The organism is Aneurinibacillus migulanus, from assembly GCF_001274715.1.
GTDB classification, from domain to species: domain Bacteria; phylum Bacillota; class Bacilli; order Aneurinibacillales; family Aneurinibacillaceae; genus Aneurinibacillus; species Aneurinibacillus migulanus.
Window position 1 is genome coordinate 3,759,104 of sequence record NZ_LGUG01000004.1, and the last position, 13,569, is coordinate 3,772,672.

Here is a 13,569-nt window from a genome sequence, read left to right on the forward strand (position 1 = left end):
CCCCTTATAGATTGTGGTCGGTATGGTGGCGTTGTTACCGTATGCGGTACTTTCCCTTTACTACTCATGCTTGCAACGCTGTATCCATCCTGCTTGATATATCAACCTCCTTCCGCTGTTCATCATTCATCCGCCCCCCTCTCTATATACATCTGATTTGATACATCGAAAAATTCTTGTGGTGAGAGGGAAGAAAAGAAGGAAGGACGGTAGGCGGGAGCGGTCGGAAAAAGACATACTGGCCTTTCTTTTGCTGGAGCGCAGGGCGCATCCACCCTCTTCTCTTTTCCGAATTTCCTCCTTCCAACCACGCTACCCTGTCAAAATATCAAGTGTAATTTATATAGAAAGGCTTTCTTCAAAAGATAAATCATCTTTACTGTCTTTTTATTGTAAGAAACGGAACATTCTGATTTTTATACACGCTATACACAAACAAAGGATAAGGATAACTAACAAAAACAACGCGATTATTAATTTTCCGAATATTGTGTTAAAATCAAATATAGGCTGACTTCATTTGATTTTGGAAGGAGAGATTACTTTGGAAAACCTTATTACAAGAAATGCGTGCCATTACTTTCCTTTTCAACCCGAAATCCAATGCAATTCAGATTATTATATTGAACAAAAGCCTGTACGACATATTCTTAAACAACACGTTGCCTTGTTTTACCAATTCAAGGTAAAACAAGACGGAAAAAGTGCGGTTTCTATCATTCCTGACGGTTCTTTTGATATTTTGTTTTGCTGCAGTTCCAGATACCCTTCTGTGGTGCTATGGACCAATCCCCTTCATCGGCGCATACAGCCGAACTTTAAAAGCGAATGCGAATATTTTGGTGTACGTTTTTTACCTGAACAATCCGTTATCAGATTAACCTATCCGATGAAAGAACTTTTGGACAAACAAATTCCTTTGTATGATGTTATGTCGATAGATTCCTGTATTGCGGAAAAGATAGGAGAGATACGTTCTTTTGCCGAGAGAATCGAAGCGTTTGAAAAAACGCTGGAAAGAACAATGCTAGAACCAACATACAATCAGCGTATCGTTGATTATTCCATTAAAGAAATTTACATATCCAGGGGCGTGATTAATATCGAGCAATTAGCCAGTGACATCGGTTATACCGCCCGTAATTTGCGCAAAAAATTTGAGGAATATATTGGGTTTTCTCCAAAGCAATTCAGTCAAATTGTCAAGTTCCAAAACTCTTTAGGAATGATTCTTACAATTAATGATTTCCATCTACTGGACATTGTTCATAAGAACGGATACTACGATCAGTCACACCTTATTAAAGCATTTAAGAAATTCACGCATTTAAGCCCTACTCAGTTTAAAGAACAAATTTCCCAAAATCCGGTCAGCTTGTAAGGTTTCATTGCAAAAAAGACTGCCGAAATGCCTTCTGAATATGCTTAAACAATTCTCCTGCAATATTGACTGCACCCATACCCTGCACAACTGCCTCCATTGCAACTTACCTGGCATTTTCCTCAACCTGGCGAACTAATTTCTAAAGATTGCTTACCATGCCATTAAAGGATGTGGCCACCTCTCCAAGCGCATCTTTTGTATGCAATATAATCCGCAATTTGACAAATTACATACGTTACACTAAACTGTAAACAATACACTATAGTGTAACATATACATTAAACTGTACATGAAGGGTGATAAAATGAACATGTATACTGCTAAGCAGTTGACCACCCTGTTGCAGGAGGAAGGGGCAGACATCAATCTGCGTACTGTACGCTATTACACGCAAATTGGTATTCTTCCCCCGTTGGAGCTTGTCGGAAACAAACGCGTCTATACCGACAAGCATATCCACTATGTGCGCGCAATCCTTACACTTGCCCGCACGGGTGAATCTCTGGCCTCCATTCAGGAAAAACTGCAGGATTTACCGCTTGATGCTATCGAGAAAATTGGGGCACAACGTGCGCTATACCAACCTGGACACGTTTTGGAAAATGAAACTCACAAAATCGGGGAAGATGTATTTATTACTGTTAGTCCTCGAATTTCAGCTGAAGTAAAACAAAAAATGCTGGATTCCGTGTCCCGTATTCTAAAGGAGGGGGAACAATAGTCATGATGGAAATCCGATTAACCAAACCCTTCATCGAACGCGAAGAGGGAGTAACGCACCTTTGGATTCGTCCAAAGCCTTGTTACCGGGCCACCATCGCTTCCCTCCGTCTTTCCATCGAGCTTCCGAAAGGCGTTCACCGCCTACCGAACCTTACCGCTCATCCAGAAAAAGAGGATGCGATCGTCGTTGACGTCTCTTCGGATACATGGGATGTGGTCATCGAGTTGTATACGGAAACGCCGGTTTCTTTTAGCGTCGGAACGATCCAGCTAACGAGCTCATATCTTGACGCATATGGGCAAAATTATCGTTTTACTCATTCCATTACCTTGGCTTTTGCGGATGAGGAAGAGACAGAAGAATTTGTAGTAGATGAAGAAGCGGTAGCCCGTTTGAAACAATTACCCGCCTCGCCTTATCTCCAGCAAACGGAAGAGTATCCTATGGAAATGCGGCCTGTCATTCATCTTGTAAGTATGCAGACCTCTTCTCTGGAAAAGAAATACCGTATCGACGGCGGGAGGGTAGGAAGATGAGCTTGATTCCTTATGTTGTGGAACAAACCAATCGTGGTGAACGTTCCTATGATATTTATTCCAGACTACTGGCAGACCGCATCATTTTTCTGGCAGGTGAAATTACGGACGAACTGGCCAACAGTGTCATTGCCCAGCTTCTATTTTTGCAAGCAGAAGACGCGGAACGTGACATTCACCTCTATATCCATTCCCCCGGCGGTTCAATTTCAGCCGGAATGGGTATTTATGATACGATGCAGCATGTCACAGCCGATGTCAGCACCTTATGCATTGGTATGGCCGCTTCCATGGGAGCGTTCCTTTTGGCTGGTGGTGCAAAGGGCAAACGTCTGGCATTGCCTAACAGCGAAATTATGATTCATCAACCGCTTGGTGGTGCAAAGGGACAGGCGGTTGATATCGATATTAGTGCCAGACGCATTCTGCGAATACGGGCACATATGAACAGTATTTTATCCAAGCGTACAGGACAGCCGCTCAATAAAATCGAACGCGACACCGACCGCGATTATTTCCTTAACGCAACAGAAGCGAAGGAGTACGGTATAATTGACGCCGTTATCGCCTCGCAATGAATTCATAAATTACGGAGGCAACAGGAAATATGGATAAAAGAATACAAATGAATAGTAAGGAGAATGACAGATGGATAAATACACAAACAGTTACCTTAATTATAAGGTGACTGTTTGTGTGATTTAAGCATAATTGGACCATTACTTGTCCATCCTATACTGTGTATTACGCAATAATGAAAGGAGTTTCCTTATGACGACCACCGTTTCCCCTCCGAATCAGCAGATGCAAGTACCAATTCCAACTCCCCCGCGTGTCATTACAACAAAAGATCTGCTTTATCTCAAAGATGCGTTATCCTGGGAATTAACAGCGTTTAAGAAGTTTCATTTTTTCGCCCAGCAAGCGACCAATCCGCAAATAAAGCAAGCGCTTGATAAAGCGGGACAAATGCATCAGCGCCATTATCAAAAACTGCTTACTCACCTGCAAGTGGACAACTATACTGCAATGGCAAATCTGCCTGGTCCGCAACAGGCACAGCAGTTGTCACAATAAGGGAGATAGAATCAATGCAAATGCAAAACAATAATCAAATTGCCAATCCACAATCAGGACAATTGCCGAAAGTAAAAGGTCCAGAGATGAACGATCGTGACTTTCTAAACGATGGTCTTAGTACGTGCAAATACTTAACCGATAGCCTAAATATCGCTATCCGTGAAGCTAGCCACGAGCAGCTTCATTCCGACCTGCTTCAAATTTTAACGGAAACGCACCAGAGCGCGCGTGAGCTTTATAATTTGATGTTTCAGAACGGTTGGTACAAGCTTGAGGCCGAGGAACAACAAAAACTCCAACAGGCACTACAACAATTTAACGGTTATTCCTCACAATTTCCTTATTAGAAAGTATTGCAACCTTACAGACGATACAACAGCGGCTTCAATAAATACGACAAATTAAGCGCAAGCATAGGATAGTCTGCAGAACCCCTGTAATATAGCAGGGGCTTTCTTGTTATTTTAACTTCTACTATTTGATACCTTAAGAATAAAAATAAGTGTTATTATATTGCATTAAATACAATCCCTATATGGCGTGTTACCTCTACAACAACATTCTCATGAGTAAAGGCTTTCGTTAAGAATACAACAGAGAAAACAATGGCGAAAAAAGGGGATATATGTGCCAATATACTTGCATCCGCCAGCGGTGTCTTAGAAATCGTATAAAAGTAGGCAAGCAAGTAAAGAGCGCCAAAAACACCACGCACTGTAAGCATAGAGATTCCTTCCGTAGAAAAAATAGTCCTGGCACCTACAACTAATCTTGAAAAATTAGCATTATTTATACATATTCATGAACTATAAATAGACGAAAAAAACGCAGGAAACCGTCTATAACTGGTTACCTGCGCTTTCTTTGTTTAAAAATGACTACACTTACCTTTTCAAATTTGTTCCTAACGTTCCCCATGTAAACGTAAAATCCATTCTTTCATATCGACGAGACGTGGATGCTTAGGAGCGCTATCGGTTCCGCAAATAATCATTGGAACAAGCGAATCTTCTTTATGCAACGCACCATGTGCCGCCCCACCTCGATGGTTGGGTGAGCTTTCGCCAACGAATTCACATTCCGGTCTAGCCGTTAGAACAAGATAACGACCGGCATGAGAATACAGCGCGCCATACAGACGAGCAAGCACATCAGGGTAGTCGCCATACTCAATTTCTTCTCCGGTTTTTCGTATATCCAAAAGCGATACATCCCCATCTAGCATCCATGCTTGTCCATAACGATCCTTATGAGGACCATTCGGCTGAAAGGCGAGCGTACTTTCTTTTCCTCCTCCTCTTACCTGGATTCTATCTTCTTCCCGCCAGGCGATAACATCGATGCGCTCTTCCTCCTGAAAAAGCGCGGCAAGTTCAGAAAGCTGAATATTGTCCTGAAGAGCATACACGTACGTCATTCTCTCATTTACACATAAAAAAAGCTGATCGGTTTCCTGCGCACGTTTACCCAGCTTTGTAATCTTGTACTTGTCCAGCATCGGCAACAGATAAATCAGCGCCTGTCTGCGGCTTGCCCCGACCGGGGCTTGACCGCTGTCCCCCATCACTATCCAGATCGCCTCGTCAAGCGCTTTCTCCCAAGTGGAATATGCCCCTAGCACTTCCTGCAGCTGTCTATCCACTTTTTCAAGGCCTTGAATCTCCATCGGTCCCTTCTTATGGACGCTATGATCATTGTCAGGGAGATAGGCAATCGTAAAAAACGGGAGCTTCTGCCGCCGAATTAAGTATGCAAGCTCCCTAGCGACGAATTTATCGTTGAATCCCCCCTTCTTCCATAAGTACCTATGGCGATTTTCCGCATCCAACCGCGCCAATGCTCCGAATGAAAATAAAAGGGGGCCGTGCGTCCGCAACTCGCGCGGAAGAAGTTTAAGCCAGAGGGCGATTTTCGGAATGTTGAATTGTTGTAGAAAGCTGCCGCGATACACAAGACCGTTAATCGATGCGGACGGCATATTATGTAAAGCTAGCTCTTCATGAATCGTTTTGACTTCCTGACTGAGATGTTCATTGTTCAACCGATACAGGCTATCCTGCAATACCTCTTTAATACCGGTCTTCAGCATCTCAAGTATTCCGTTTCCATAGTTTACGAGGCGCCTTTCCTCCTGCCTGTACCACAGAAGTCCGGGTACTCGGTGGCTGTCAGGATACGTACCGGTTAAAAGAGTGCTGTCAATTGTAACAGACATTGTAGGAAATGAGCTCACAACATCCGGTATATAGCGGCCATGCTCCATAAGAAAATGCAAAGCAGGAACGCGCTTCTGCCGAATGGCTTCCTGCAGCGGATGATGCATAAGAGAGTCAACCATAAGAAGAATGACCGGGCGAGTACGTTGTTCCATATGTATATAACCATCCTTTTCAGCGTAGAAACACCCTTTTAATGTAGCAAAAAGTACAATTTCGCTTACGTATATAAACGATCAGATATACAGTATTCCCCTTCTACTACCAGATTATGATTATCAAGCCCCAAGCCTTCATAACTAGGTAGGTGCATCGCTCAAAATACACTTAGCTCCCATTCCTCCGATATATGCTGCAACAGCTTGACGCCTGCTGCACTATTCCCCGCTTCGTCAATCGCGGGACTATAGACGCCAATGCCGCAGCCGTTATGAAACGGAGTGGCTTTGTGTCGGCGCGGCGGTACAGCAGTCATGATACCACCAGACACACCGCTTTTTGACGGCGCACCTACAAAAGCGGCAAACTTACCTGATGCATTATACATTCCACATGTCAGCATGACCGCCTTGGTCAGACGTGCAAGCTCAACAGGCAATAACCGTTTATACGTAAGCGGATGAAAACCATCACAGGCTAGTACAAGGCCGATTTTCGCTAAGTCTTCTACCGTGACCTCTATCGCGCACTGCCTTAAATAAATATCAATCGCATCCTCAACTTCACATTCAAGATTGCCTCCCGCTCTGAGAAAATGGGCAAGCGCAAAATTATAATGAGCCGTCTCTTTTTCCGAAACAAATACATTCTCATCAACAATCGGACGCCGCCCCAGCAGCATCTCCAATGTGTCTAGCAAAGCAGCGAATTTTCCTTCTTTCGTGCTTCCGGGAAGAAGAGACGCAACTGTAATGGCACCTGCGTTAATCATCGGATTAAAAGGCCGAGCCGGCTTCTTCAATTCCAATCGCATAATCGAATTATACGGGTCACCCGTCGGCTCCACATCGACACGCTCTAGCGCATACGAGATCCCCCGCGCCATGCATACCGTCATGAAACTGATAACTTTTGAGATGCTCTGCATAGTAAATACGATGTCCGCCTCGCCCCCTTTAATTACTTCTCCATCGTATCCGATAATACAGACGCCAAGCGTATCCGGGTCCGCATATCGCAGCGCCGGAATGTACTCTGCACACCTTCCCTTTACCGTATATTTCTTATGTTGTTCTACCCAGTACTGGAGACGATTTGCACATTCTCCGCACGTCTCAAATTCTTCTTGTGTATCCTTATCCATCCGGCCATCTCCTTTCCGTTCTACAGAATCTGTACGCCTAGTATGCCCAAAAAGAAAAACAGCCGCTCCTATCCGGTAACGGCTGCCTATATTTATGTCTTCTCTTTACCCTCCTAGCATATGGCGGGCGTACGTATAGAATAATGCTGCCGCCTCCTGGCGAAGCAAAGGTTTTTTTGCCTTATAATCAACCATACCCTTCTCAGAGGAAGTAACCTCAGGTCCATATAGCTTGTTAGCTGCTGCATATTTTACGGCTTGAATGGCCCACGGATCAACTTCTCCCGCAAGCGGAGCATCTGCCGGTTGGGCATCAATCAGCGCCTGGGACACTCCCCAAATAATGGCGGCTGCCTCTTGTCTTGTAATTGGACGATTCGGTTCAAATGTATTTTTTGTAACTCCTTTTATAGCGTTCGCTTCTACAGCGGCCTGGATTTCCTTAGCATATTTATTGTTTTTAGTATCTGTAAATATAACCGGATGTGTAGACGCACGGACTCCGATAAGCCGGATTAATTCACCGACAAACTCAGCTCTCGTAACAGGAGCCTCCGGATAAAAGAAACCGTCCGTATCTCCCGGTAACACTCCAAACTGCTGAACATCTTTAATATACGCAGCATACGGATGAACAGTAGGCACATCAGAAAATTGCTTGGAAGCAGGGAGTCTTTCAGCCAAACTAACTGGATTATGATATTGCAAATAGGCAACCCTTCCATCATCTGTTTCCTTGAAGGCTAATAGTGTGCCTTCTTCATCCTTAAACAATAATGGTTCCACTTGACGTAATGTATTTTTACCCATCGGATCTTCCGCCAGTAACTGCCCTTGCTGGGTAGCCGTAATTTTAGTTACCCACGGATTTACCCGTAAATCTCGGTATACGCCTTCGAAACGTTTCAATTGTTCTTGAGTTGAGGCCACATATTTTTGCTCTTTCTTTGGCATAGGATAATACCGATCCATGAATGCCTTAAATAATTCCTCGCGAAAATCTATATCTTTATTAAAAACGATAAACCCTCCGACTCTCTGTTCCGGCAGCAGCCACATCCAGGAATGGGCCCCAGGAAGATCTCCTCCTTTTCCGATAACAAATTGATTGTTATGGCTTGAATGATAGTATGTTTCAAAACCGTATGCCATGTTAGGAAGCTTCGGATGAATAGCATAATGGATCGATTGCATCATCTCCGCTGTATCTTTATCTAGGATTTTATGACCTTCGATCGTTCCTTTATTTAAATGGGCCATCATAAATGCAGCCATGTCCTTACCGGTTGAAAACATTCCACCTTCCGGCTGCTCGATTGGATTGGACGTATAAACGGGAAATGGCTTGTTCGCAGCGTTGTATCCAGTCGCCAGCTTAGCCTTTATTTCCGGTGTAAGCAAGAAGCTGCTATTTTTCATTTCCAAAGGCTGATAAATGTTCTCTGTAATGTATTGGTTAAATGACTTGCCCGATACATTTTGCAGGATATATCCCTGAAGCATAGAAGCAAAGTTGTCATAACGGAATGCTTCTCCTGGTTTACGAATCACAGTAGACATGTTCTCTTTTACGTATTTATCCAAAGGAAGCGGCTCCGGGCGATGCTGGGCGGATTCAAGCGTATCCGTAAAATCAAAACCGGTTGTATGTGTCAATAAATGCTTCATCGTTAACGGATAATCAGTTTTGTTTTTGAGCTTTACATCCCCTAGATATGTCTGAATATCTTCATCAAGATTAATTTTCCCTTGCTCTACTAGCTGCATTATTCCTGTTGCAGTGAACACCTTGGAGATGGAAGCTACCGGAAATACGGTACGATCCGGATCAGCAGGTATTTTTTTCTCTAAATCGGCATATCCATACCCTTTCTTTAATAATATCTTTCCGTCCTTCACTATTACAAAAACAGCGCCGGCCAGTTGATCTTTAATGTGCGGCTGACTGAAAAATGTATCCGCAAACTCTTCTACTTCCTTTGCATCAGTAGGACCCAAAGCCATCTCTTTTACCGATGAACCGTAAGCATACGGTGCGAAAGTGAACACTGCTACTATCATCGTTAAAAATATATGGATAAGCTTTTTCCTAAAAGACTTTCTGATCAACATGATTCTCTCCATTCTATAATGCTGTATTAGAAATAAACGATCTTCTACTATGAAATCACACCCAATACCATGCACAACAAGGTAGATGTTTATTTTTTTGTCCGCCTTTTAGCGGACATGAGAAGAGGAGATAACCTTTCGATGAGCGGAAGACAAAAACGTAAGATAACCACGCAGAGCCTTCCAGCATATCCAAAAAAGTCCGAATAAAATCAGTGCCACAAGCAGTGAAAATGGAAAGCTTAACAGTACCGGCACTTCATAAGTTGGTGTTAGATTCATCTGGACCCAGCTGGCTCCGAACGTGCGCAACAGTCCCAGTATTGGTATGATGATTGATACAACTCCAAAGGTGACACTGAGTATTCCTAAAACCGGGATGAAGATAATACTAAGAAATCCGCTTGTTACATAAAGAAGCAACGCCTTTATCAAAAACAGTGGATGCATTCTGCTTTCCCGAACATAAAAATCGCCCAGATACGCACGTGCGAGCTTCGAGGGAGAACCTAATTTTTCGAGAACCTCTTCTTCCTTTTGGCCATTACGAACACTTTCTGCGATATGGCTTTTAATTTCCATTACGGCATCTTCCCGTTCTTCTTCAGGAAGCTGACGTAACTGTTGATACAGTTTCCTTACATATTTCTCTCCTATCGAACTCATTCTGCCTTCTCCTTTTTATTTGAGATTTCTTGCATTTGATACACTGCTTCCGTAATCTTGCTCCATTCTTCTGTCATCTTCTCCATCAGCTGAAATCCCTCTTCTGTCAAGCTATAGTACTTTCTTGGAGGACCTGCTTCCGACTCCTTCCATGATGACGTAATATAACCCTCCCTTTGTAGCCTTTTCAAAAGAGGATACAACGTTCCTTCTGTAGCAGCCAATGGACCCCACTTTCCTAGTGTTGTAACCAATTCATACCCGTATCGCGCTTCTTTACTGACAAGCAGCATAATACAGTATTCCAAAATTCCGCGTCGCACTTGTGAATTCCATTCTGCTATTTCCATATAATCTCTCCTTCACGTAAATAGTAGCACACAATACTTTGCACTACAAGGTACTATGTTAAATATCTTGCCCAAAACTTGTTAAATAATAAAAAATGCTTCTACACTTATGACTCATAGAAGCATTTTCCTTACTAAACAACTATGTAAAATCCAATATCAACGTATATTATAATGGGTCTATAGCGACCCTTTCATTAACTTCCGCTTTAACTCTTCAAGCACAGTTTTTCGCTGCTCATAGTCCTTCTTTTTTGCCTCTTCCCAGTAGGATAAGTCACCGCCCTGATTAAGTAGCGCAAGCGTCCTTTCCCGAATTGATTCCTGTAAGGTACGATGCCGCAGCTGTAAAGCCGCAAGCGCTATGTATACTAAAGACTCTTCAGCCTGTCGCTCTTCATCTTCGAACTCTTCTACCTCAGCCAGATAGCCTCCAAGAAGAAGGGCTGTGGCCTCTTCTACAGACTGTCCTCTATCCAGCAATTCGTTAAAATCATCCTGTACATCACAGGTTCTGTCATCTTCAAAAATACCGGTTCCCCATGCACCCATGCCTGTTCTCCTTTCATCTCGTTGTCTATCCCATTATACAGAACATACATTCTGCCAACAATCTTTTTCCTCTGCTTCTAGTACGAACCAATTATTATGGAACATTCACGACATCCCCTGCATACTACATGTAGTACGAACACGCACATCAAATCTGGGCCTCCAGATAAATTCCTAGTCCAGGTTTGGAGGAGGAATGACATATAAACGAAGAGAGACAAAAAACAGTAGATATTCCGATACGCTGTTCAACGCTCTGGACGCTTTGTTCCCATGTATATGTATACCTCAAACAATTATTTCAACGCATAAAGTAAAGATAGCTCTCCAACACTACAGCGAAAGAGCCGCATTTTTGCGGCTTTATTTAGTCACCATTCATGACAGATAAGCCAGCATTTTTACTACATCCTCAACCTTCTTGCTGTGAGAAATAATCCCGTAATTCATCCAAGTTAAAAAATCAACCTCATACACCCGACCGGGATACCAAGAATATTAACAGTATGTATTGTTCACATTTTTGACACATTCGACAAAAATAGAAGTCGTTTACTTGAAATATACTCCTATCGTTTGACAAATTTCATTTGCCCGTCATGTGATAATAGGAATCGTAATTTTGATTCCCGAAAATGTGCAAAACGGAGGTTGTTATGAGAACGGAATGTCTAATATGCTACACTCAACAGCGCACAGCAGAATCAGAAGCGCCTGAAAACATTTGCGAAACTTGCGGAGATATCATTGAGTTCGGCTATCCTTCTTTTCCTGCTTATAAGCTAGAAGAAGAACTACATACGGAGGCTTACGGAAAAAACATCCGTATGGCCGTCGGATAACCCGCAGACGAATTTTAAATTTGTGTACTAAATACAAAGAGAAAAGCCGTTTTATGGAATCTATATCCATAAAACGGCTTTTTAGCTTTGACATACAACACACAAACGTAAAATAAAGCTTACAAAACTGTAAGCTAGATGTAAGCAACATCCATAGGAACTTTCTTTTGCATCCGCTACAATAACATTAACGGTACGACAGACCGTTATAGTAAAGGCAAAGGGGGGGTACATCCATGCATATACTTTCGTCTCCTGCTGCCCGTTCAAACACACGCCGGGAAGGAAAAGCGAGAAAAAAACCATCCTTGCTCAAATGGATGAGTCGGGCTATTTTATCACTTATCGTGCTTCTTGCAGCTGTATGGGCGCTCATCGGCTATATCGGAGAACAATGGATGGACCAGAAAAAACTAGCGGCATTTGCACAACCATCCGCTCAGACATATATTCCAACCAATGAGATGCCAGATTACGTATGGCAAGCATTTATCGCAATTGAGGATCATCGTTTTCCTTATCACCCTGGCGTAGATCCAATCGCTATCGGCCGCTCGATTTGGGTGGATTTATCCACCGATAGTAAGGCACAGGGTGCAAGCACGATTACGATGCAACTAGCCCGTAATCTGTTTCTTTCACACGACAAAACAATGGAACGTAAACTGAAGGAAACCGCCATTGCCATTCGACTTGAACAGGAATATTCCAAGCAAGAACTGCTCACAATGTATTTGAATACAATTTATTTTGGCCACGGTACGTATGGCATCGAAAAAGCAGCCGATTTTTACTTCGGCAAAACGGTACGTGAAAATGGACAAAAACACACGATTACCTTAAGTGAAGCGGCGCTTCTCGCCTCGCTGCCAAAAGCGCCGGAATCATACTCTCCTGTGAAGCATCTAGAAAAAGCAAAACAAAGACAAGCACTCGTGCTAAAACGAATGGCAGACTTAGGATTCATTACGGAAGCGGAAAAGGAAGATGCGCTAAAAAAAGCAATCGTTCTACAGCCGTCCACCCGCGCTTATGTCAATGCATCGTAAACAAGAGAACATAACCCCATTCATTTCCCGTTTCCATCCTCGGAAAATGGGGAAGTATAAAGCAGGAAAGGCATATTCTTTCCTGCATGAATGCTGGGGCCCCTGCGCTTTTCGATAATGCAAGCGCAGGGGCTTTTTTCGTCATGAGTCACCAAGCAGCAGTCGCAGTATGTTTCTGGCTAGCTGATGATAATGCTTATCATCACAATTCATTAGGATCTATACTCTTTCATATACGCTGTCGTGTGATTCATTTCTAAAGGCTCAAAAATGTATTTTTTAATGTACTCTTCCCACTTCATCTTTGTTACTTTTTCTAACACATCAGCTAATAGCGTATATCCCGCAGTAAAGTATTCCCACTGTGTGATACCAATGGCTTGCGGAAGTCCTCCCGTGTGGGTTAATAAATGCTTAATGGTTATTCGATCTGAGATTTCCTTGTTTTTTGTTTGGAAATACGGTAGATATTTCACTACAGGATCATCTAACAGAATTTGCCCCTTTTCCACTAATTGCATAATGGATATAGCTAGTATTGTTTTTGAGACACTTTGGAGATTCATAAGGGTATTAGCTGTCAGAGGAATCGTACGTTCATGGATTTGAGCGTTACCAAAGCCTTCATTACTTTGTAAGACCGAAACACCCATACCTACAGATTGATAATTTTTATATGCTCTTGAATCATTGAACGAATGCTTGCTTGAATTGACTCCATTTATTCTCCTCCAATGCGAAGTGACCATTTTATG

The 13,569-nt window shown here is 42.9% G+C and carries 17 protein-coding genes; 9 read left to right on the forward strand and 8 right to left on the reverse strand.

Annotated elements, in window-relative coordinates; genetic code table 11:
• Positions 1-157 precede the first annotated feature (157 nt).
• The 7 genes from AF333_RS35830 to AF333_RS19835 all read left to right on the forward strand — a co-directional run bounded on the left by AF333_RS35830 (position 158) and on the right by AF333_RS19835 (position 4,071).
• On the forward strand, positions 158-514 hold the full coding sequence (locus tag AF333_RS35830; RefSeq protein ID WP_235496686.1) for a hypothetical protein: 357 nt from the start codon (positions 158-160) through the stop codon (positions 512-514).
• Between the two features lie 30 nt (positions 515-544).
• Positions 545-1,381 (forward strand): helix-turn-helix domain-containing protein, encoded by an 837-nt coding sequence (locus tag AF333_RS19810; RefSeq protein ID WP_043064738.1) that lies wholly within the window; start codon positions 545-547, stop codon positions 1,379-1,381.
• A 313-nt stretch (positions 1,382-1,694) separates the two neighbouring features.
• Positions 1,695-2,105, forward strand: a complete 411-nt coding sequence (locus AF333_RS19815; protein ID WP_321167179.1) for a MerR family transcriptional regulator — start codon at positions 1,695-1,697, stop codon at positions 2,103-2,105.
• A gap of 2 nt (positions 2,106-2,107) precedes the next feature.
• Positions 2,108-2,644, forward strand: a complete 537-nt coding sequence (locus AF333_RS19820; RefSeq protein ID WP_043064736.1) for a hypothetical protein — start codon at positions 2,108-2,110, stop codon at positions 2,642-2,644.
• Complete coding sequence (clpP, locus tag AF333_RS19825; protein ID WP_043064735.1) at positions 2,641-3,222, forward strand: ATP-dependent Clp endopeptidase proteolytic subunit ClpP; 582 nt, start codon at positions 2,641-2,643, stop codon at positions 3,220-3,222. Before AF333_RS19820 ends, clpP begins: the two co-directional genes overlap by 4 nt.
• Before the next feature lie 193 nt (positions 3,223-3,415).
• A complete protein-coding gene (locus tag AF333_RS19830) occupies positions 3,416-3,721 on the forward strand; it encodes a ferritin-like domain-containing protein (RefSeq protein WP_043064734.1) in 306 nt (101 codons plus the stop codon).
• Between the two features lie 20 nt (positions 3,722-3,741).
• Entirely contained in the window at positions 3,742-4,071 is a 330-nt protein-coding gene (locus AF333_RS19835; RefSeq protein ID WP_043064841.1) for a spore coat protein, read from the forward strand.
• Positions 4,072-4,232: 161 nt separating this feature from the next.
• Here AF333_RS19835 and AF333_RS19840 read toward each other — a convergent pair whose 3' ends face one another.
• The 7 genes from AF333_RS19840 to AF333_RS19870 form a co-directional block, all read right to left on the reverse strand.
• On the reverse strand, positions 4,233-4,523 hold the full coding sequence (locus AF333_RS19840; protein ID WP_321167181.1) for an EamA family transporter: 291 nt from the start codon (positions 4,521-4,523) through the stop codon (positions 4,233-4,235).
• Between the two features lie 105 nt (positions 4,524-4,628).
• Positions 4,629-6,095, reverse strand: coding sequence for an alkaline phosphatase family protein (locus tag AF333_RS19845; RefSeq protein ID WP_043064732.1), 1,467 nt, complete (start codon positions 6,093-6,095; stop codon positions 4,629-4,631).
• 161 nt (positions 6,096-6,256) lie between these two features.
• Positions 6,257-7,243 (reverse strand): glutaminase, encoded by a 987-nt coding sequence (locus AF333_RS19850; RefSeq protein ID WP_043064731.1) that lies wholly within the window; start codon positions 7,241-7,243, stop codon positions 6,257-6,259.
• Between the two features lie 105 nt (positions 7,244-7,348).
• A complete protein-coding gene (locus AF333_RS19855) occupies positions 7,349-9,304 on the reverse strand; it encodes a beta-lactamase family protein (protein WP_235496688.1) in 1,956 nt (651 codons plus the stop codon).
• Between the two features lie 159 nt (positions 9,305-9,463).
• Positions 9,464-10,021, reverse strand: coding sequence for a DUF1700 domain-containing protein (locus AF333_RS19860; protein WP_052811857.1), 558 nt, complete (start codon positions 10,019-10,021; stop codon positions 9,464-9,466).
• Complete coding sequence (locus AF333_RS19865) at positions 10,018-10,371, reverse strand: PadR family transcriptional regulator (protein ID WP_043064729.1); 354 nt, start codon at positions 10,369-10,371, stop codon at positions 10,018-10,020. The genes AF333_RS19860 and AF333_RS19865 overlap by 4 nt, the downstream gene beginning before the upstream one ends.
• A 180-nt stretch (positions 10,372-10,551) precedes the next feature.
• Complete coding sequence (locus AF333_RS19870) at positions 10,552-10,923, reverse strand: DUF4259 domain-containing protein (protein WP_043064728.1); 372 nt, start codon at positions 10,921-10,923, stop codon at positions 10,552-10,554.
• A 656-nt stretch (positions 10,924-11,579) separates the two neighbouring features.
• Here AF333_RS19870 and AF333_RS19875 point away from each other — a divergent pair.
• Entirely contained in the window at positions 11,580-11,765 is a 186-nt protein-coding gene (locus tag AF333_RS19875; RefSeq protein WP_043064727.1) for a hypothetical protein, read from the forward strand.
• A gap of 236 nt (positions 11,766-12,001) precedes the next feature.
• On the forward strand, positions 12,002-12,814 hold the full coding sequence (locus AF333_RS19880; protein ID WP_043064726.1) for a transglycosylase domain-containing protein: 813 nt from the start codon (positions 12,002-12,004) through the stop codon (positions 12,812-12,814).
• 212 nt (positions 12,815-13,026) lie between these two features.
• Here AF333_RS19880 and AF333_RS19885 read toward each other — a convergent pair whose 3' ends face one another.
• A complete protein-coding gene (locus AF333_RS19885) occupies positions 13,027-13,563 on the reverse strand; it encodes a serine hydrolase domain-containing protein (protein WP_052811855.1) in 537 nt (178 codons plus the stop codon).
• Between the last annotated feature and the right edge of the window lie 6 nt (positions 13,564-13,569).